19 protein-coding genes are annotated in these 17,868 nt (G+C 68.8%); 10 read left to right on the top strand and 9 right to left on the bottom strand.

Annotated features, from left to right (window positions below):
• Window positions 1-239 precede the first annotated feature (239 nt).
• From HDA40_RS13255 to HDA40_RS13270, 4 genes are read left to right on the top strand one after another with little or no spacing between them, the layout of a single operon-like run.
• A complete protein-coding gene (locus tag HDA40_RS13255) occupies window positions 240-833 on the top strand; it encodes a helix-turn-helix domain-containing protein (RefSeq protein WP_253755465.1) in 594 nt (197 codons plus the stop codon).
• A complete protein-coding gene (locus tag HDA40_RS13260; protein WP_253755467.1) occupies window positions 834-1,205 on the top strand; it encodes a hypothetical protein in 372 nt (123 codons plus the stop codon).
• A complete protein-coding gene (locus HDA40_RS13265) occupies window positions 1,202-2,146 on the top strand; it encodes an ABC transporter ATP-binding protein (RefSeq protein ID WP_253755469.1) in 945 nt (314 codons plus the stop codon). Before HDA40_RS13260 ends, HDA40_RS13265 begins: the two co-directional genes overlap by 4 nt.
• Window positions 2,143-2,940 (top strand): ABC transporter permease, encoded by a 798-nt coding sequence (locus HDA40_RS13270; protein WP_253755471.1) that lies wholly within the window; start codon window positions 2,143-2,145, stop codon window positions 2,938-2,940. The genes HDA40_RS13265 and HDA40_RS13270 overlap by 4 nt, the downstream gene beginning before the upstream one ends.
• 42 nt (window positions 2,941-2,982) lie before the next feature.
• Here the strand turns inward: HDA40_RS13270 and HDA40_RS13275 are convergent, their stop codons facing one another.
• From HDA40_RS13275 to HDA40_RS13285, 3 genes are all read right to left on the bottom strand, one after another.
• Window positions 2,983-3,600 (bottom strand): hypothetical protein, encoded by a 618-nt coding sequence (locus tag HDA40_RS13275; RefSeq protein WP_253755473.1) that lies wholly within the window; start codon window positions 3,598-3,600, stop codon window positions 2,983-2,985.
• A gap of 115 nt (window positions 3,601-3,715) precedes the next feature.
• Window positions 3,716-4,951: an RNA polymerase sigma factor gene (locus HDA40_RS13280; RefSeq protein WP_253755475.1), complete on the bottom strand. Its 1,236-nt coding sequence runs from the start codon at window positions 4,949-4,951 to the stop codon at window positions 3,716-3,718.
• On the bottom strand, window positions 4,948-5,316 hold the full coding sequence (locus tag HDA40_RS13285) for a YciI family protein (protein WP_253755477.1): 369 nt from the start codon (window positions 5,314-5,316) through the stop codon (window positions 4,948-4,950). Before HDA40_RS13285 ends, HDA40_RS13280 begins: the two co-directional genes overlap by 4 nt.
• Window positions 5,317-5,475: 159 nt before the next feature.
• Here HDA40_RS13285 and HDA40_RS13290 point away from each other — a divergent pair, with 159 nt between their 5' ends.
• From HDA40_RS13290 to HDA40_RS13300, 3 genes are all read left to right on the top strand, one after another.
• A complete protein-coding gene (locus tag HDA40_RS13290) occupies window positions 5,476-5,889 on the top strand; it encodes a DoxX family protein (RefSeq protein WP_253755479.1) in 414 nt (137 codons plus the stop codon).
• Window positions 5,890-5,921: 32 nt separating this feature from the next.
• Window positions 5,922-6,365: a hypothetical protein gene (locus HDA40_RS13295; protein WP_253755481.1), complete on the top strand. Its 444-nt coding sequence runs from the start codon at window positions 5,922-5,924 to the stop codon at window positions 6,363-6,365.
• Window positions 6,366-6,583: 218 nt separating this feature from the next.
• Window positions 6,584-7,873, top strand: coding sequence for a peptidoglycan DD-metalloendopeptidase family protein (locus tag HDA40_RS13300; protein WP_253755483.1), 1,290 nt, complete (start codon window positions 6,584-6,586; stop codon window positions 7,871-7,873).
• Window positions 7,874-7,968: 95 nt separating this feature from the next.
• Here the strand turns inward: HDA40_RS13300 and HDA40_RS13305 are convergent, their stop codons facing one another.
• On the bottom strand, window positions 7,969-8,346 hold the full coding sequence (locus HDA40_RS13305; protein ID WP_253755485.1) for a winged helix-turn-helix transcriptional regulator: 378 nt from the start codon (window positions 8,344-8,346) through the stop codon (window positions 7,969-7,971).
• Between the two features lie 81 nt (window positions 8,347-8,427).
• Between HDA40_RS13305 and HDA40_RS13310 the strand changes: the two genes are divergently transcribed.
• A complete protein-coding gene (locus HDA40_RS13310) occupies window positions 8,428-9,411 on the top strand; it encodes a zinc-dependent alcohol dehydrogenase family protein (protein WP_253755487.1) in 984 nt (327 codons plus the stop codon).
• Window positions 9,412-9,500: 89 nt separating this feature from the next.
• On the opposite strand, the gene HDA40_RS13315 is transcribed toward HDA40_RS13310, so the two are convergent.
• Window positions 9,501-12,083: an ABC transporter permease gene (locus HDA40_RS13315; RefSeq protein ID WP_253755489.1), complete on the bottom strand. Its 2,583-nt coding sequence runs from the start codon at window positions 12,081-12,083 to the stop codon at window positions 9,501-9,503.
• On the bottom strand, window positions 12,080-12,847 hold the full coding sequence (locus HDA40_RS13320; RefSeq protein ID WP_253755491.1) for an ABC transporter ATP-binding protein: 768 nt from the start codon (window positions 12,845-12,847) through the stop codon (window positions 12,080-12,082). Before HDA40_RS13320 ends, HDA40_RS13315 begins: the two co-directional genes overlap by 4 nt.
• A gap of 111 nt (window positions 12,848-12,958) precedes the next feature.
• On the opposite strand from HDA40_RS13320, the gene HDA40_RS13325 reads away from it, so the two are divergent.
• Complete coding sequence (locus HDA40_RS13325; RefSeq protein ID WP_253755493.1) at window positions 12,959-14,158, top strand: sensor histidine kinase; 1,200 nt, start codon at window positions 12,959-12,961, stop codon at window positions 14,156-14,158.
• Window positions 14,149-14,787, top strand: a complete 639-nt coding sequence (locus HDA40_RS13330; protein ID WP_253755495.1) for a response regulator transcription factor — start codon at window positions 14,149-14,151, stop codon at window positions 14,785-14,787. Before HDA40_RS13325 ends, HDA40_RS13330 begins: the two co-directional genes overlap by 10 nt.
• A gap of 64 nt (window positions 14,788-14,851) precedes the next feature.
• Here the strand turns inward: HDA40_RS13330 and HDA40_RS13335 are convergent, their stop codons facing one another.
• The 3 genes from HDA40_RS13335 to HDA40_RS13345 form a co-directional block, all read right to left on the bottom strand.
• Window positions 14,852-15,688, bottom strand: coding sequence for a hypothetical protein (locus HDA40_RS13335; protein ID WP_253755497.1), 837 nt, complete (start codon window positions 15,686-15,688; stop codon window positions 14,852-14,854).
• Between the two features lie 94 nt (window positions 15,689-15,782).
• Window positions 15,783-16,493, bottom strand: a complete 711-nt coding sequence (locus HDA40_RS13340; RefSeq protein WP_253755499.1) for a response regulator transcription factor — start codon at window positions 16,491-16,493, stop codon at window positions 15,783-15,785.
• Window positions 16,490-17,716 carry a sensor histidine kinase gene (locus tag HDA40_RS13345; RefSeq protein ID WP_253755501.1) on the bottom strand — a complete coding sequence of 409 codons (1,227 nt, stop codon included), beginning with the start codon at window positions 17,714-17,716 and terminating at the stop codon, window positions 16,490-16,492. The genes HDA40_RS13340 and HDA40_RS13345 overlap by 4 nt, the downstream gene beginning before the upstream one ends.
• Between the last annotated feature and the right edge of the window lie 152 nt (window positions 17,717-17,868).

Consider the following 17,868-nt stretch of genomic DNA (forward strand, 5'->3'; position numbering starts at 1 on the left):
CGCCGCCGCTCAGCTTCGGAACCGCAGGGTAGATCCGCGGGACGGCGTCAAGCGCACCGAGCGGAGAGAGAGATCCGCGAAGGTACGAGGACGTTGATCGCCTGGCCGTAGGACACGTGGCTGGTCGCGATACATGTTGGCTGGTCGCGATACATGTTGGCTGCTCCCTGATCACGCGGTGATGTAGATCATGCCGCTCACCTATTGTTCTCGTTATCGAGAATGATAACGTTGCGGTCATGCGAATGCCGAAGGAGAGCTGGGCCGAGCTGGCGTTGCACCCAGTCCGGATCCGGATCCTGCGATCGGTTGCCGGTGCCAGGGTGACCACACGCGAGCTCGTCGGGCTGCTCCCCGATGTCCCACAGGCCACGCTCTATCGGCAGCTGACGGTGCTGGTCAACAGCGGCCTGCTGGAGGTGGTGGAGGAACACAAGATCCGCGGGGCAGTGGAGCGCGTGTATGCACTCGCCGCGAGCGCGACGCCAGACGCGGCGGCTTTGGCAGCGGCCACATCGGAGGACCACGACCGCTACTTCACCGCGTTCATGTCGAGCCTGCTGGCGGAGTTCAGTCGCTATCTGCAGCGGGAGCGGATCGACTTCGCCGCCGATGGCGTCGGATACCACCAGATCGTCATGCATCTGTCCGATGCGGAGCTCGCCGAGTTCGCAGCCGATTTCAGCGCGCTCGTCGGCCCACTACTGACCAACACGCCTGGAGACGGACGCCAACCCCGCCTCCTGGCGACCATCCTGCTACCGGCCGGGCCGCAGGTGGGCACCAGCGCCGAGGCGTCCAGCGGTGAAGAGGAAGAGAGAGGAAACCATTAGATGGCATCGATGACGTGCACCGAAGAAGCGATCACCATTCGGTTCAGCGGGTGGGAGCGGCTGTGGGTCGGCCGTGAGCTTCAGGTCATTCCTCTCGCCGCGATCCGTGATGCCGCCTATGTGGAGCGTCCAATGAGTCTGGCCCGTGGCGCGCGCCGGGGCCTGGTCGTGTCGGGCTTCACCAAGGTCGGCGTCTGGGGGATGTTCGCTGGGCCACGACAGCTGGTAGCGGCCCGCCACGGCGTGCCCGGGGTCCATCTGGATCTGGACCGTTCGGCATCCGGAGGCGAATTCGATGAGGTGATCGTCTCGGATCCGGCGGCCGCGAGCCTCGCCCAGGCGATCCGGCACAAGACGGGGGCACGCCGATGACCAACACGCGCCTGGCTATTGAAGTCTCACACCTGACCAAACGATTCGGCCCAGTCATCGCGGTCAACGATGTCAGTTTCACCGTCCAGCCTGGTGTCGTCACCGGTTTCCTCGGCCCGAACGGCGCCGGCAAGACGACCACCATGCGCATACTGACCGGCCTCGTGACGCCGACCACTGGCACGGCGACTATCGGCGGCCAAAGATACGTTCAGCTCAAACGCCCCTCGAGCGTCGTCGGCGCGGTGTTCGACGCCAACGCCTTCCACCCCGGACACACAGCCCGCGACCACCTGAGGGTGTACGCCGCGCTAGGCGGACATCCCGACAGCCGCGTGGCTGACCTGTTGGGTCGCTTCGGCCTCGCCTCCGCTGCGAACCGGCGTACCGGCACGTTCTCCACCGGCATGCGGCAACGCCTCAACCTGGCGACGGCGTTACTAGGCGATCCGCGGGTGCTGTTGCTGGACGAGCCCAGCAACGGCCTTGACCCCGAAGGTATCTCGTGGCTGCGTGACTTCCTGCGCGGGCTGGCCGCTGAAGGTCGTACGGTCCTCATCTCCAGCCACGTGCTCAGCGAGATCGAGCAATTCGCGGACGACGTGGTGGTTCTCCAGAACGGAGAGCTGATCGCCGCCGGACCCTGGTCCCGGCTGGCCGGGCCGCCGTCGATTCTGGTCGGTAGCCCGGACGCCGACCTCCTGGCCGGAGTACTTGCGGCACAGCCGTCTACATCACGTGTCGAACCGATCGGCCCTGGGCGCCTGCGGGTGTACGGAATGGACGCCGCCGGCGTCGCCGACGCAGCCGCCGCGCATGGGTTGCGCGTACATGAACTGAGCACCCACAGCTCCAATCTGGAGCAGCTGTTCCTCCAGTTGACCGCCGACAAGCCGGCCCTGGCTGGGGCGGCCCCTCTCGCACAGGCGGGTGCCCGGTGAATACGTTGATCAAAGCGGAGATCCGTCGCCTGCTGGCGACCCGGATATGGCGGGGACTTCTGCTCGCGGCGACGCTCCTGGGCGGCGGCATGGTCGGCGCGATGGCCCTGGTCGGCCCGGAGAACTTCCAACCACCGATGCCCGGTCTGGATACCGAACCCGGCGTCCGGTCGATTCTCGGCATCCTCGGCTACACCGCGTTCATCCCCGCCGCCGTCGGGACCCTTGCGGTCACCTCCGAATATCGGCACCGTACGGCGGCCGTCACGTTCCTGTTCGCTCCACGTCGCTCCCTGGTCCTGGGGGCGAAGCTCATCGCGTACGGCTTGGCGGGGCTGGCCTTCGGGCTGATCCTCTCCGGCACCGCAGCGATCGCGCTGTTCGGTGTCGCCGCAGCTCGGGGCGTCCCGCTGGGCTTGCCGAACCTGACCGTCATCGGGCTGCTCGCCCGGATCGGCGTCGCGATGGCGGCCTACCTGCTGATCGGGGTCGGCGTCGGAGCCCTGGTACGCCATCAAGTTGTGGCGCTGTCCGTCGTGATCGGCTACCTGTACCTGGGTGAGACCCTGCTGATGCTGATTCCTGGGGTGAACCGGCTCTACCCGTTCCTGCCCGGTGGCGCCACCGCCTCCCTGACCGACTTCACCTACCTCGCCGAAGCAATCTCGCAGCAGACGTCCATGGCGCCGGTCAGCTTGTTGTCACCCGTCGCCGGCGCGCTGGTGCTCCTGGCATATGCGATGAGCGCGGCCGTCGCCGCCCTCATGGTTCCGATGCGCCGCGACGTCACCTGACTTTCGGCCCAGCATCGTCGGCTACGGGGTGGACCACCTCCTTCAGTTGCCAAGAAGAGGCCGAAGTTCCACGACATGTGCGAGCAGTTGCGCGTAGGAGCTGAAGACTGGGTAGAGCGACCCGCGCACTGGTCGACCGCTGAGCCTGTTGTCGAGCAGGTCTTCACCATGGAAGTCGAAGATCCGCCGGTCCCCGGAGTTCTCCAGGTCGATGCCAAGGTGGGTGGCGCCATCGTCCCAATCGCTGCCTATCGGAAATATCCCACCGTGATTGGTGAAGAGGTCACGCTCCTCCTCGCCGCCGCATCCGGGCCGTAGGTCGTACCAGATTTCTTCCACATCGTCCGCGCGCGGCGAGTCGTACCACTGGAAGTCATCGACGCGAATCAGTACGCTCGGTTCGACGAACGCGAGGGTCGAGCGCACGTCTCGGAACCACTTCGGCAGGGCGACCTGGTCGGCCTCGGCGTACCGGTCGAGAAGGACCGGGTCCTCTTTGACGAACGTCAGCCACGGGAATCTCGCGACGAAGCGCAACAGGTCCGCCTTGTCCTCCTCAGGCAGCGTCGAGCGCGCGATCCAGAATCGGGCCGCCGCTGCATCACCTCTTGTGAGGTTCAGTTGGCGCTCGGAGTCGGTGGCACGCATGGGTTCATGCACGTCTGGCAATCTACCGTTGCACCGGCACCGCTGGTGAACAACGCGCGCCAGGCATGACCTGGCCCTCGCGTTGGCTGGTCACCTCTGCCGGGCCGATAGACCCACTTGCCGACGGTTACGTTCGGCGAGTGATGTCGTCGGCTCGCCGCAGCAGGTAGTCATGCTCCCGAGCGCTGGCGGTCTGCTGCGCAGCGGTTCGGTAGAGGTCGGCGGCGGCTCCGTGGTCCCCGGCCCGGTCGAGCAGGTGAGCTCGGGCTGCGGTCAACCGGTGGTTGTCGCGCATGCGCGGGTCGTCGGACAACGGCTCCAGGAGGTCGAGCCCGGCTTGTGGCCCATGCACCATGGCGATGGCCACCGCGCGGTTGAGGGTCACGACGGGGCTGTCGTCCAGTCGTTGCAACATGTCGTAGAGCGTCAGGATGTGTGGCCAGTCGGTGTCCTCAGCGGTGGCGGCGTGACAGTGCGCGGCTGCGATCGCGGCCTGAATCTGGTACGGGCCCGGTCGCCGTCGCGCCAAGGCCGAGGTCAGCAGAGATGTGGCCGTGCCGATGGCGTGATAGTCCCACCTGCGTCGATCTTGTCGATCCAGCGGGACGAGCTCTCCCGTATCACCGGTCCGGGCTGCCCGGCGCGCGTCGGTGAACAGCAGCAGAGCAAGCAGACCTGCGGTTTCGGCATGGTCGGGGCAACTGTCAACGAGTAGGCGCGCCACTCGGATCGCCTCGTGGGCCAGATCCCTGCGCTGTAGTGCCGGGCCGGAACTGGCGGTGTGCCCCTCGTTGAAGATCAGGTAGATCACCTGCAGGACTGCTGGCAGCCGGGCTTCCGCCTCCTCGCCGGTAGGCAAGTCGAAGGTGGCGCCAGCGTCTTTGATGCGTTGTTTGGCACGGCTGATCCGCTGGGCCAAGGTCGTTTCGGGCACCAGGAGCGCGCGGGCGATCTCGGTGGTCGTCAGCCCGCCGACGGCACGCAAAGTAAGCGGAATTTGCGACGCGGGCTGCAGCGCGGGATGGCAACACATCATCAGCAGCGCCACGGTGTCGTCCGCGTGGGCAGAGTGATCGGTGTCGGCCGGCGGGGCCAGCCACTGGTCGGCCGGCATCTGCGCGGCCAGTACCGCCTCGCGCCGACCTCGGGCCTGCTCACTGCGTAGGTGATCGATCAGGCGCCGGGAGGCGACCTGGATCAGCCAGCCCCGGGGGTTGTCCGGCACTCCCTGGTGCGGCCATTGGGTGGCGGCGGCCAGCAGCGCTTCCTGAGTGGCATCCTCCGCCTCGCCGAAGTGTCCGTAGCGGCGTACCACCGACGCCAGCACCTGTGGCGTGAGATCGCGCAGCAGCTCCGCGATCATCCGTGGACGGGCCGCAGCTCGACGCGGGACGACACGATGCCGGCGAAACGGGCCGCCAATGCCACCGCACGCTCGTGGTCGTCGACGTCGACGATGCCGAAGCCCGCCAGGAACTCCTTCGTCTCGGCGTAGGGCCCATCGGACACGACCGGCCTGCCCGTACCGACGTCGACGGTTTGTGCACGGTCAGGCTCGGACAGCCCGAACGCGGCGACGAGTTCGCCGGTCGCGGCCAGTTCCTGCTGCAATGCCTGCATCGCAGTGAAGTGGGCGGCGATCTGCTCCGGAGTCATCGCGTTCGGTCCAGTGCCGGCCAGCGCGTCCCAGTCGGACGAGCCGCCGTAAGTCATGATCATGTATTTCATCTGATCCCTCCACTATGGCCGGATGCCACCTTGATACCAGACCCCGGCAGGCCGGAGCGCCCCGGAAAAGATCTTCAAAAAAGTTGTCGGCCGCTGTCGAGGACTCCATGTCGGCTCCGACGTCTCAGGCGCAATCGGAGACGAGCCAAGGAGAACCTCATGAACATCACAGTCGACAACTCCCCCGCCACACCTGGCCGGTCGCGATCGCGCCGCGTCGCGATCATCGTCCGCTCCACGGTTCAGGTGCTGCTCGCCCTGCAGGTCGCCGTCGGCGGCGTCCTGAAACTCACCGGTGATGCGGCCATGATCGACCTGTTCACCGACATCGGCTGGGGCCAGTGGCTACGCCTGTTGGTGGGGGTGTGCGAGCTGGCAGGTGCGGCCGGCCTGCTGATCCCGCGTTTGGCCGGGCTAGCCGCCCTCGCGCTGGCCGGGCTGCTGGCCGGTGCCGTGATCACCAACGTCACGATCGGCGCCAACCCGATCGCGCCGGCGGCGTTGGGGCTGGTCGCCGCCGGTCTGGCGGTCAGCCTGCGTCACCGGCTCCCCTGGCCCGCTCCCAACCGCTGACCACATCGACAGAGACGACGAAGGGACAGATCATGACCGAGCAGCTTCTGGACACCGCTCAGTCCACCACCATCACACGGCATCCCGCCCTGATGTCCCTGGATCCGCTCGTCGGCTCCTGGACAATCCTCGGACCTGGCCACGAAGGCACCGTCACGTACGAGTGGATGCCCGGCGGCCACTTCCTCGTCCAGCGGGTCCATCTGACCCAGGACGGCCACACCACACAAGGCGTCGAGTACATCGGATACGACGCCGACAGCGGCACCCTGCGCTCGCACTATTTCGGCAGCAGCGGTGACCTGCTGGAGTACACCTACGAGATCACCGGCGGTGAGCTGACCATCTGGTTCGGCCAGCCGGGCTCCCCCGCCTGCTACCGCGGCACGTTCGACGAATCAGGCGACAACGCGACCGGCGCGTGGACCTGGCCCGGCGGCGGCTACCAATCCACCATGACCCGCGCGCACAGCTGAGGAACGCCGCCCGGGCCGGCTCTTGAAGCGGGATGCCGGCCCGGTTCGTCCGCGGGGGCCGGCCCTCGTCGCTTCGCCAGTCCTCAATTGTGCGGACTTGACGTGCCACTCCGCCGATCACAAGATCGCCGTATTCCAACTATTCGATTCCATGCGCGGATCGGGTGAGGGCAGACCCAAGTCGTAACCGACCGCGCGAACCCCACGGAGGAGATGCGATGCGGACAAGGAAGCCCGTGACGGTCGCACGGTCGGCCATCGGAGCTGCTCTCATGCTGGGCGCGTTCGTGCTGGTGCCGGCGCAGCCCGCAGCGGCGCAGGTCGGGGCGATGATTCAGCCGGTCAGCGGCAGGGTCACCGGTGTGCTGTCCAACAGATGCGGCAGTACCGACAGCGACCACTACGGCATCGACATCGCCGGCAACGGTGGCACGGCGATCGGCGCGGCGTACGCGGGCACGGTGACCTTCGCGGGTTACACCTCCGGCGGCGGCAACAGCGTGTACCTCTCCCACGCGAGTGGCTATGTCACCAAGTACCTGCACATGGTGCAGGCTCCGTCGGTCTCGGTGGGTCAGCCGGTGGGACGCGGCCAGACGCTCGGCTTCGTCGGCAGCACCGGCAATTCCACCGGCCCGCACCTGCATTTCGAAGTCTGGCGCAACGGCGGCCTGTACAGCGCCATTGCCGGGGCGTACACATGCAGCGGCTCGGTCACCAAGGGCGCCGCCATCAACATCGATTTCGCCGGCCTGCCGGTGCCTGTGCAGGTCGAGGATGACCACGTCTCCGACTTCAGCGGTGATGGCGCCGCCGACGTGCTCGGCGTCGATGCGTCCGGCGTCTTCTGGTACTACCCGCACAACGGCGCTGGGCTCTCCTCGCCCGTGCGGATCGGTCAGGGCTGGGGCGGGTTCAAGCATGTCATGGCCGCGGACTGGAGCGGTGACGGCGCTGCCGACGTCCTCGGCGTCGACTCCGGCGGCTACCTGCGCTACTACGCCAACAACGCGCAGCAGCTGTCGCCTGGGGTGCAGATCGGTCAGGGCTGGGGCGGGTTCAAGCACGTGATCGCCGCCGACTTCAGCGCCGACACGAAGGCCGACGTGATGGCCGTCGACGCCAACGGCTACCTGTGGTACTACCCCCACAGCGGCACTGGTTTCGGTACCCCGGTCCAGGTCGGCCAGGGCTGGGCCACGTTCAAGCACGTCTCGGGGGCCGACTGGAACCACGATGGACGCGCCGACATCATCGGTGTCGACTCCGGCGGCTACCTGTGGGTCTACCCGTACACCGCCAGCGGATTCGGCACTCCCGTTCAGATCGGCCACGGCTGGGGAGCGTTCAAGGAGGTGTTCGCAGCGGACTGGAGCGGTGACGGTTCTGCCGACGTGCTTGGCGTCGACGACTCCGGCGACCTGTGGTACTACCCGCACAACGGCAGCGGACTCTCCACGCCGGTGCAGATCGGCAACGGCTGGGGCGCCTTCACCTTCGTCTTGTGACGGACGGGCGGCGGCCTGAAGGTTCGGAACAGGTCGTCGGCTGACAGACGAGCCAGGCATCAAGAGCAAGCCAGCGGCCCGCTGAAGGAGATCCTTCAGCGGGCCGCCGTTGATCGGGCGGCGGCTTCTGCCGCTTCCTGGAAGTCGACGATGGCACCGCCGTGGTCTCTCGCCCAGGCCGTCAGGACCTCGATGGGCTCGATGAGGGTCCGGCCGAGATCGGTGAGGCGGTACTCGATCTGCCGTGGCGCTTCGATGTGGCGGTCGACCAGGCCGTACTCCTGGAGTCGGCGCAGCGTCTGGGTGAGGACCTTGCGCGAGACGCCGCCGATGAGACTGCCCAGCTCACCATGCCTGCGCGGCTGCTGGCTGAGCCCGAAGAGCACCAGCACGGCCCACTTGTCGGAGAGGATCTCGACCGCCAAGCGGGTTGGGCAGTCGGCGAGGAAGGCCGGCCCGGCCGCGTTCTGCATGATTTCGAAGGTACCAAGAGGTAACGCACGGCTCCGTAGCGTCGTCTGTGAGAAGACCAGCACAGTTGCGAAGGAGTCACCATGCCACGAGTCGTCGTGTTCGACGAGTTCGGCGGTCCGGAGGTCATGCACGTCGTCGAGGAGCCGATCCTCGATCCCGAGGTCGGCGAGGTACGCGTCAGGATCGAAGCGTTCGCCGTCAACCCGCTCGACCTGATGATGCGTTCCGGCGCCTTGCCGGCACCCGTCTCCCTGCCGGGCGCCCGTCTCGGCGTCGAAGGAACCGGCGTCGTCGATGCCGTCGGTCCCGGTGTCAGCGGGCCGGCGATCGGCGACCCGGTCATCCTCGCCGCGATTCCGGACGCGAGCGTCCGGGGCAGCTATGCCGAGTACACGACGCTGCCGGCCAGCCGCGTCATCGCCCGGCCGGCGGGGCTCGACGTCACGGAGGCCGCCGCGATCTGGGTCGGGTTCTCCACCGCGTACGGCGCTCTCGTCGAGAAGGCGGGAATGCGGCCCGGCGATCACGTCCTGATCGGTGCCGCGTCGGGCAGCGTCGGCCGGGCGGCCATGCAGATCGCCCATCAGATCGGCGCCGTGCCCATCGCCGTCACGCGGCACTCCGCGAAGACCGATGACCTGCTCGCCGCAGGGGCGGCCGCGGTGATCGCCACCGACGGCATGGACATCGTCGAAGCGGTCCGCGACCACACCGGCGGGATCGGCGTCGACATCGTGCTCGACCTTGTCACGGGCCCGGGTCAGCAGGAACTCGTCCAGGCGGCCCGCCCGGGCGCGACGCTGGTCGCGGCCGGCTTCCTGGACGCCCGGCCCACGCCCTCGCCGGTAGGAGCGCCGATCACAATCTTCAGCTACCGCAGCTTCGAACACACGCTCGACGCCGCCGTGGTCAAGCGCATGGCGGCTTTCCTGAACGCCGGGGTCCGGCACGGTGCGCTGCGGCCCGCCGTCGACGCGGTGTTCGCTCTGGACGATGTCGTCGAGGCCCATCGCCACCTCGAGAAAGGGCTACACGGCGGGAAGAAGGTCGTCGTCGCGGTCTGAGAGCGAGTCGGTGGATCGGCCGGTCGGGGCGCTGCGGCCCCGGCCGTTTCCCTCACTGGTACGCGATACCGCCGTGACCGGCGGTTGTCTCACTCGCGTACGCCGATCGCGTCGACGGGGCGCGGACGCATGGCGAGTCGGGCCGACGTCATGACGGCCGTCCAGCCGAGCAGCGCCGATACTGCGACGATCGCCAGGTACGCCAGCGGCGGGACGGTCGGGGTGAGCGTCCTGGTCAGTGCGATGCTGGTACCGATCAGGGACGGGACCGCGGCCAGCGTACCGAGCAGTACGGCAGCGGCCACGATGATCCGCGTTTCGCCGCGCATCATGGCGAACACCTGCCGCCGCGTGGCGCCGACGAGTTGGAGCAGCGCGTATTCGCGGAAGCGGGCGGCGGTCGCCATCACGAGGGTGTTCACCACGGCGATCGCGAGGTATCCGAGCATGACCGCGTTGAGGATGAGACCGACCGCCGACTCGCCCGCGGTCGCTTCACCTTGAGCGGCCACGAACGACTCACGGCTGTCGACGCGGACGGTCGGCATACGCGCGACGGCGGATCGCATCGCGGCGGCGAGCGTACCCGTGTCTGCTCCCTGGACTGCCGTGACCAGCAGCGCGAGGTCCAGGCGGTCGGTGGTGTGGTCGAGGACGAGGTCGTGCGGCAGTGTGACGTCACCGAGGCCGAGTCCTCGTTCGTAGACCGCGACCACGGTGGGTCTGATCCGCGTGCCGTCGCCCAGGTGGAGGTCGACGGTGTCGCCGAGCCGAGCCCCCAGGGTGCCCGCCGCGATCCGGCTCAAGGCGACCGTGTCGCCGCGCAGCTTCGTGATGTCGCCGGCGAGGACTGCGAGATCCATGGTTTCGGTGAGCCGACCGCCGCCGACCCCCTGGGCCGAGTACGCCCGGATCTGCGGGCCGTCGGACTCGCCGAAGGTCGCCAGGACCCTGGTACGCACCACCGGCGTCACCACCGAAACGCCCGGTAGGGCCCGGATCAGGTCCGCCGCGTCGGGTGAGATGCCGGCGGAGGTGGATGTGACGACGTAGGTCGCGCGCAGGCTTTCCGCGGCCTGGTCCTGCGCGGCCGATTGCGCGGTCGTGGCGCTGAAGAGCTGCCCGGCGGCCAGGGTGATGCCCATGATGAGCGGAGTGGTGGCCGCGGCGAGCCTGCGCGAGTTGGCCTGGGCGTTCGCGGTCGCGAGGAATCCGCCGACGCCGGATCGGCGGTTCAGCCAGGGACCGAGCACGAAGACGGCGACGCGGAGCAACCATGGGCCCAGCAGCCCGACCGCGAACAGGAGCAGGAACGCCGAGAACGCGGCGATCTCGGCGGCCCCGTCGCCGGTCAGCCGCCAGGGCAGCACGAACCCGGCGGCGAGACCGGCGGGGATCAGCAGGAAGCCGCTGGTCAGCCGGAGCCGGCCGAGCCTGGGCGGCTCCACGGTGGCCTCGCCGAGCGCGTCCATCGGCCGGAGCCGGGCCACCCGTCGCGCTGCCAGCCGGCCGCCGAGGCGAGCGCCGATCAGGCACAGTGCCGTCGCCGCGAGCAGGGGTAGTGGGCTGATCGACAGGTGGAAGTCGGCTGGAACCGCGCCGACCAGCACGAAGGCTTCGCGGAAGAGGAAGCTCAGCCCGATGCCGGGGAGCACGCCGAGCACGGCACCGAACGTCGCCACCACCGTGGTCTCGGCGGCGATCATGGCCAGCACCTGCTTGGGGGTGGCGCCGATCGCCCGGAGCAGCGCCAGTTCCCGCAGCCGCTGCCGAACCGTCAGGGCGAGGGTGCTCGCCACGACGATCATGATCACCACGACCATGCTGCCGCCGAAGGCGAGCGACAGCTCGCCGAGGAACGACCGCGTACTGCCGAGGTCGAGGAACTCGGCTTCGCTGCGTTCCCGGCCGGTGTAGCCGACCGTGCCGGCGACCGCCGCCTCGATCGCGTCGGAAAGAGCGTCGGGACCGACCCCGGGCGCGGCCAGTACGCCGATCGCGTCGACCCGGTCGGGCTGGCCGGTCAGTTCCCGGGCGCGGTCGTCGGTGAAGAACAGCGCCGACTGCCGGACGAGGTCGCCGCCGGGCAGCCGCACGATGCCCGTCACGCGATAGGTGGCGGTATTCGTGCCGACCGCGAGCCGAACCGGCGAACCGACGGTGACGCCAGCCCGTTGCGCCAGCGCGGAGTCCAGGACGACCTCGTCCGGTCCAGCCGGCGGCTGTCCGGCGTTCAGACTGAACGCGCCGAGCACGGTCGACTGCCAGCCGTGCCCCAGCATCCGGGTGCCGCTCGGCCCGGCGAGCACGTCGCCGCCGTCGGTGACGAGGCTGACCGGGACGTCGACGTCGGCGATCGCCCTCCGGACACCCGGTACGCGCGCCACCTCGTCGACGCGCTCGGCCGGCAGGGTCGCTCGTTCGGCGTACCGGGGGTCGACGTCGTCGTTCACCGGAAGTGCCTGCGGGGCACCCACCACCACGTCGGCTGCCTGATACCGCTCGGTGAGCACGCCCGAGCGTTCGCTGCTTTCCAGCAGGATCCCGCATGCGGTGATAACCGCCGAGCCGAACAGCACCGCGACGAAAGCGGCGACGAATCCGCCTCTGCGCCCGTTGATCGTGCTCCAGGCCAGCGCGAGCGTGCGCCGGGACAGCGCGCGGCGGCTCACGACCGCCCCAGCTGGGTCATGCGCTCGGCGATCTGCTCAGCCGCCGGCCGGGTCAGCTCACCGGCGAGCCGGCCGTCGGCCAGGAACATCACCGTGTCGGCCTGCGCGGCCGCGACCGGATCATGCGTCACCATCAGCACGGTCTGCCCCAGGTCGTCGACGATCCTGCGCAGCAGCGCCAGGACCTTTCGGCCGTTGTGGCTGTCCAGCGCGCCGGTCGGCTCGTCGGCGCAGACCAGATCCGGCTGGTTGACCAGTGCCCGGGCGATGGCGACCCGTTGTTGCTGGCCGCCCGAGAGCTGGCTCGGCCGGCGGTCGCGATGCTCGCTGAGCCCGACCGCGGCAAGGACGCTCGACAGGCGCTCCGGGTCGACCGGCTGTTCGGCCAGCCGGACCGGCAACGTCACGTTGTCCGCCACAGTCAGCGCCGCGAGCAGGTTGTATGCCTGGAAGACGAACCCGATGCGGTCGCGCCGCACCTCGGTCAGCTCGGTCTCGGAGCGGCCGGACAGCTCCACGTCGCCCAGCATGATCCGGCCCGACGTCGGGCGGTCCAACCCGGCCGTGCAGTTCAGGAAGGTGCTCTTACCGGACCCGGACGGGCCCATGACGGCGGTGAACGTTCCCCGTCGGAATCCGGCGGTCACGTCGTCGAGCGCGCGTACCTGGTTCTTGCCGGAGCCGTACACCTTCGACACCGACTCCAGCCGCACCGCGTACGCCTGCGCCTCGTGGGCGGCCGTGTTTTCGCTGGTCAACCTCATGCGTACGACGCTAGATTTCGCGTCGACGCATACCGATACCCTCAGCCGCCCGATGTGAGGTACAGCTGGCTGTAGTGCCGAAGCCGGTGCCCGCCGGGCAGACTGGGCGCCGTGCCAGCAACAGCAGGGGCCACGTCGGGCCGGCGATGGGTGCAGGTACGCCGAAGCGGCGTCTACCTGCTCGGTCGGCTGGCCACCGGCGTCGTCACGCTGCTCGCCTTGCCGCTGCTGTGCTATCCCAGGTACGCCCGCCGGTGGGCGAACCGGCACCGCGACCGCGCCGGCCGGCTGCTCGGCACCCCGGTGGCGGCCCGGCCCGAAGTGGGAGTGGCGGGACGGCCTTGGGCCGACGCGGCGACCCCCCGCGACCTGCTGTGGCTGCCGGTGAACGCCGTCCTCGGGGTGACGCTGGGCCTGCTCGTGCTGCTGTGCGTCGGAAACCTGCTGCCCGCCGCGGTCGCCACGCCGCTGTGGTGGGCGTTCGCACCAGCGGATCGGCCACGGCTGTTCATCGACGTTCCGGTGAACGACTGGACGACGGCCCTCACGCTCGGCCCGCTCCAACTCCTTCTGCTCACCGCGTCGGCGTACGCGGGATTCCCGGCGATCGCGCGTACCCATGCCCGGATCTGCCTCAAGGCGCTGTCGCCGTCGGCGAACGAACAGCTCACCGATCGGGTCGCTGTGCTGACGCGTACCAGAGCAGAGGTGCTGGACGCCCACGGAGCCGAATTGCGCCGGATCGAGCGGGACCTGCACGACGGCACGCAGGCGCGGCTCGTGGCCATCGCGATGCGCCTTGCCGTGGCCCGCCAGGCGTTCGCCGACGATCCGCGCGACGAGCAGTTCGTGGCGGGACTTCTCCGCGAGGCGCACGAGAGCGCGGAGGCGGCGATGACCGAGCTACGCGAGGTCATCCGGACCGTCTATCCGCCGATTCTCGCCGACCGGGGCCTGGCCGGCGCGCTGACCGCCGTGACCACCCAGTGCGGCGTGCCGACGCGGCTGGACCTGGGCGACCTCGGCCGGGTGCCGGCGGCGGTGGAGGCCGTCGTCTACTTCGCCGTCGCCGAGGCGCTCACCAACGTCGCCAAGCACAGTCACGCGACCTCGGCCGTGGTCAGGGCGCGCCGCACCGTGGCCGGACTGTCGGTGATGATCACCGATGACGGCACGGGCGGCGCCGACGAACGGCTGGGCACCGGTCTGGCCGGGATCCGCCGCCGGGTGCTCGCGCTCGACGGCGTCGTCGACGTCGACAGCCCGGCCGGCGGGCCGACGATTATCACCCTGGAGCTGCCATGCGGGTAGTCATCGCCGAGGACAACGTCCTGCTGTCGACCGGACTGGAGCTGATGCTCAACCGCGCCGGATTCGACGTCGCCGCCATCGCGGTTGACGCGGCGGGCTTCCTCACCGCCGTGGAGGAGCATCAGCCGGACGTCACCATCGTCGACGTCCGGCTGCCGCCGTCGTTTCGTGACGAGGGAATCCGCGCCGCCTTGCAGGCCCGGCGAGAGCACCCCGGGCTGCCGGTCCTCGTGCTGTCGCAATACGTCGAACGGCAGTACGCCGCCGAGCTGCTGTCCAGCGCCGCAGGCGGCGTCGGCTACCTCCTCAAAGACCGCGTCAGCCGGGTGGACGAGTTCGTCGACGCGCTCCGGCGGGTAGCGGCCGGGGGCACCGCGATGGACACCGAGGTCATCGCGCAACTGTTCGCCCACCGCGCGGATCCGATCGCCGCCCTCACTCCCCGCGAACGCGAGGTGCTCGCACTGATGGCGCAGGGGCACGACAACAACACCATCGCGCAGCGGCTCGTCATCACCGACAACGCCGTGCACAAACACGTCGGCAACATCTTCGCCAAACTCGGCCTCGCAGTCACCGACAGCGGCCACCGCCGGGTGCTGGCGGTGCTCGCCTTCCTCAACGGATGACAGCCGCAACGACCGACGCTGAACTTCCCCGCAGCACCGGCCGCTCGGTCGGGTGAGGACAGGATCAGGGCTTCACTCCGCTGAGGTAGGAGTTGATCCAGGCGATCTCGGTGGCGTTGAACACCTCCGGCTGCCCGGCGGTCTGGTCGGAGTTGATGACCCGCTTGAGCAGGTTGTAGTGCTGCATGCTGCTGATGCCGACGAGTCCCTTGCCGGGCAGCGCGAGGTAGCCGGTGCCGCCGGTGCTCCAGATCAGATACATGTTCCCGTCCTTCGATTTGATGATCTCTGGCTGTGTCGTCGAACCCACGAACTTGGTGAAGTCGACGCGATTCCCGGCAGCGTCGACACCATGGATGTGCAGGTGGATGTCGCCGCCGTAGTCGCCATCCCCCGGACTCGCCGACGCTCCCGAGTAGCCGACGATCGCGCCCTGGCCGTAGTGGCCGTTCGGCCGCACCGATGCCTGGTGCTGGAACACCACACCGACGATCGGGCCGTTCGCTTCGTAGCTCGAGCCGTTCATGAGCGTGCCGGACTTGGGCAGCACCCGGTTGAACGGAGTGTCGAGCCAGAGGACGGAGCGCCGCCCGCCGGAGTCGACCCACCCGCGATATTCGAGCGTGCCCGAGGCCGGCGCGGGCAGCGCCGTGTTGTAGCTCAGCGGGTAGTCCGTGCCACCCGCCGAGTAGCTCGCGTGGTCTTCCCACGAGCCGGTCACCGGCCACCCCGCGAACGGGTTGTTCAGCGTCTCGGCCGCATAGGCAGCCGTCGGCCCCAGTATCTGATCGGCGACGATCGGCCCCAGCGCCGCCGCGAGGACTGAGGCGAACATCAGCCGGCGGCGAGAGACGCCTGCGTCGTCACCCGGCGATGGGGGGTCGCCCAGTAAATCCGTCATGGCGTCAAGCTAGGCCGCGCTGCGATCGTTGTGACCCAACGGTTCCGCAGACTTCGCGCCGACGACGCCGATCCCGACGGCCGGCTTCGCTACGTCACGGGGTAGATCGTCTCGGAGGGCTGATCCGCCACCAGTCGGAGGTGTCGGTGACGTCCTGCGACCAGAACTCCAGCAGGTCGCCCGGAGCCAGCCCCAGGGCGCGCTCAATCTCGGCAGCGGTCAGGCTGCGCAGCGATTCCGACAGCGAGCGGGTGAGATCCTGCCAATAGCCACGCAGCGTGGACTCGCTGACGAACAACTGCTTGGCGACCTGAGCGTAGGTGAGGCCACGAGCCCGGCCGTGCAAGATCTGACGCTGACGTTCGCTGAGCATGGTGATGCAGTCACGGCGGACCAGGACCTCCAGAATGCCGACCACGGACTGTGGTACGACCGTGCCGCCGGCGGCGACCTCGAGGAACGACTGCTGCGCCCGGTCGGTCGGCATTGCCTTGGACACGACACCGCTCGCCCCCGCGGCGATGCACGCGGCCAGGACGAACCGGCGCTCCTCCTGGCTGTAGACGCAGATGCGATACCCGTGAGCAGTCAGGGCACGGATGGCTGCGATGCCCTGCCGGACGTCGGGCTGCTGCTCGAGGTTGACCAGGTGCAGGTCAAGGAGTACCAGGTTCACCGTGGGAGCTGAGGCCAGGAGATCCTCCACCGTCGCAGTGGCCAACACGACCTCAAGATCCGGCATCAGCAGCCCCAGCGACGCGCGGATCAGCGACGCGTCGTCAACGACCGCGACCGTGGGCCTCACCGCGCGCCAGCCAGCCGGTCCCCGCCGTCACCCCGACCCCGCCGAAGGCCTGAGCCGCTGATCGTCACGGTCGTCCCTTCGCCAGGTGCGGACGCGATCGCGACGTCGAGCCCACGGGACTGCAGCTCACCGATCACGACGTCACGCAATCCGACACCGAGGGCCACCGAAGCCGGGTCGTAACCGACGCCGTCGTCGCTGACGGTCAACGCCCACCGCCCGTGGAGATCCTCGTCCAGATGCACCACGACATTGTGCGCCCGCGCGTGCGCGCGGACGTTGAGCAGCAAGCTTTCCAGCGCGTTTTCGACGGCCTCCGCGTCCTCCCTCGGCAGCCGCACAGTCGCGCCCAGGTCCAGCAGAGTATCGGCATGCAGATCGGCGAAACGATCACACATGCGCTCCGCGAGCGGAGCGAGCGTGACCTGGCCGCCACCGTCCGCCTCGTACGCCGGACTGGGGCGCCCCCGCAGATAGGCGCGCATCCGCTGCACCTCGACCTCGGCGAGATCGGCCAGGCCCGAGCGAGGCTCGCCTGGGCTCGAGTTCGCCAGCAGTTGCATGACCGCCACCCCGTTGTGCATCAGCACCCGGGCGCGGCGTTCCTCCTCGACACGGGCCAACTCGGCGACCAGTGCACGGGAGGAATCGGCATCGTGTGCGATGCGGCGGATGTAGTTGAACAGCATGCGGGCCACCACCGCGTACACGACATAGGTCAGCTCGTTGCCGATCGCCGTCGTGGCCATCCCGGCACCGGCGTCACCGAGGTACACCAGGTAACAGATGACAACGCCGAGCAGGCTGCCGGCCCAGAGGACGAGACTGCGTACGCCGCTGGCTGTGAGGATCACCGACAACGCGTACCCGGGCTGGTAGGCGACCCACGTGCCGAAGCGCTCCCCCGCCACCAGGACTTGCGGCGCGAGCACAAGCAGCGCGCACGCCAACGCGAAGTCGGCGGCGGAGGCGACCGCCCCCAGCGGGCGTTGGCGGATCAGGGTCGCCACGCTCACCGCGACCGACGCGCACGCGGCGGCCAGCCAGCACGCCAGATAGGCGGCGTCGTTGGGCGAGGAGGCCAAGCCGACTCGAACCGCGGGAACCATCTGGGCGACCGTCCCCAACCGCACACCGGCGATGAAGTAGGTGAACACCCGCTCGACGCCGACCTTGGTCGTCGGCAGGTCAGTGACACGCCATCGTGCGTTCCGCCCCGCCATCGTGGCTCCCCAATAACCGTTCGAGTACGGCCGTGAGCTGCTGTTTCGCATCTTCGCCGGCCCAGGCCCGGCGAAGCGTGCCGATCAATGTACTGCAGGTGATGGGCTGCCCGACAGGCTCTCAACGGCGACTTCGACGCGACATCACGGAT

It is taken from the genome of Hamadaea flava, assembly GCF_024172085.1.
GTDB classification, from domain to species: Bacteria; Actinomycetota; Actinomycetes; order Mycobacteriales; family Micromonosporaceae; genus Hamadaea; species Hamadaea flava.

Excerpts from the sequence above, each read along its gene's own strand:
- HDA40_RS13255 (WP_253755465.1), top strand. The coding sequence starts at position 240 with ATGCGAATGCCGAAGGAGAGCTGGGCCGAGCTGGCGTTGCACCCAGTC.
- HDA40_RS13260 (WP_253755467.1), top strand. The coding sequence starts at position 834 with ATGGCATCGATGACGTGCACCGAAGAAGCGATCACCATTCGGTTCAGC.
- HDA40_RS13265 (WP_253755469.1), top strand. The coding sequence starts at position 1,202 with ATGACCAACACGCGCCTGGCTATTGAAGTCTCACACCTGACCAAACGA.
- HDA40_RS13280 (WP_253755475.1), bottom strand. The coding sequence starts at position 4,951 with ATGATCGCGGAGCTGCTGCGCGATCTCACGCCACAGGTGCTGGCGTCG.
- HDA40_RS13285 (WP_253755477.1), bottom strand. The coding sequence starts at position 5,316 with ATGAAATACATGATCATGACTTACGGCGGCTCGTCCGACTGGGACGCG.
- HDA40_RS13290 (WP_253755479.1), top strand. The coding sequence starts at position 5,476 with ATGAACATCACAGTCGACAACTCCCCCGCCACACCTGGCCGGTCGCGA.
- HDA40_RS13295 (WP_253755481.1), top strand. The coding sequence starts at position 5,922 with ATGACCGAGCAGCTTCTGGACACCGCTCAGTCCACCACCATCACACGG.
- HDA40_RS13300 (WP_253755483.1), top strand. The coding sequence starts at position 6,584 with ATGCGGACAAGGAAGCCCGTGACGGTCGCACGGTCGGCCATCGGAGCT.
- HDA40_RS13305 (WP_253755485.1), bottom strand. The coding sequence starts at position 8,346 with ATGCAGAACGCGGCCGGGCCGGCCTTCCTCGCCGACTGCCCAACCCGC.
- HDA40_RS13310 (WP_253755487.1), top strand. The coding sequence starts at position 8,428 with ATGCCACGAGTCGTCGTGTTCGACGAGTTCGGCGGTCCGGAGGTCATG.
- HDA40_RS13320 (WP_253755491.1), bottom strand. The coding sequence starts at position 12,847 with ATGAGGTTGACCAGCGAAAACACGGCCGCCCACGAGGCGCAGGCGTAC.
- HDA40_RS13330 (WP_253755495.1), top strand. The coding sequence starts at position 14,149 with ATGCGGGTAGTCATCGCCGAGGACAACGTCCTGCTGTCGACCGGACTG.
- HDA40_RS13335 (WP_253755497.1), bottom strand. The coding sequence starts at position 15,688 with ATGACGGATTTACTGGGCGACCCCCCATCGCCGGGTGACGACGCAGGC.
- HDA40_RS13345 (WP_253755501.1), bottom strand. The coding sequence starts at position 17,716 with ATGGCGGGGCGGAACGCACGATGGCGTGTCACTGACCTGCCGACGACC.